Here is a 680-nt window from a genome sequence, read left to right as displayed (position 1 = left end):
GTTTCTCAGGAGATCAGCACGGCAGACGAAGGGGACGGTGGTCAGGTTGTGGTGATTGGTCGCTGATGCAAAATGTTTTATGTGAAACCGCCTGCGGGCGGTTTTGTCATTTATGGAGCGTGAGGAATGGGTAAAGGAAGCAGTAAGGGGCATACCCCGCGCGAAGCGAAGGACAACCTGAAGTCCACGCAGTTGCTGAGTGTGATCGATGCCATCAGCGAAGGGCCGATTGAAGGTCCGGTGGATGGCTTAAAAAGCGTGCTGCTGAACAGTACGCCGGTGCTGGACACTGAGGGGAATACCAACATATCCGGTGTCACGGTGGTGTTCCGGGCTGGTGAGCAGGAGCAGACTCCGCCGGAGGGATTTGAATCCTCCGGCTCCGAGACGGTGCTGGGTACGGAAGTGAAATATGACACGCCGATCACCCGCACCATTACGTCTGCAAACATCGACCGTCTGCGCTTTACCTTCGGTGTACAGGCACTGGTGGAAACCACCTCAAAGGGTGACAGGAATCCGTCGGAAGTCCGCCTGCTGGTTCAGATACAACGTAACGGTGGCTGGGTGACGGAAAAAGACATCACCATTAAGGGCAAAACCACCTCGCAGTATCTGGCCTCGGTGGTGATGGGTAACCTGCCGCCGCGCCCGTTTAATATCCGGATGCGCAGGATGAC

General features: G+C 56.0%; 1 protein-coding gene. It reads left to right on the top strand.

Translation table 11 applies throughout. The annotated features are described in order from the left end of the window. Nucleotides 1–126: 126 nt before the first annotated feature. Nucleotides 127–680: host specificity protein J (locus tag HP556_RS00050; protein WP_175365465.1), on the top strand; the 554-nt coding region annotated here is incomplete at its 3' end.

The sequence above is a fragment of the Tardiphaga robiniae genome (genome assembly GCF_013359755.1).
In the GTDB taxonomy this organism is placed as follows: Bacteria; Pseudomonadota; Alphaproteobacteria; order Rhizobiales; family Xanthobacteraceae; genus Tardiphaga; species Tardiphaga robiniae.
Note: the sequence above shows the minus strand (reverse complement) of the source record. Positions and strands in the feature narration are given on the sequence as shown.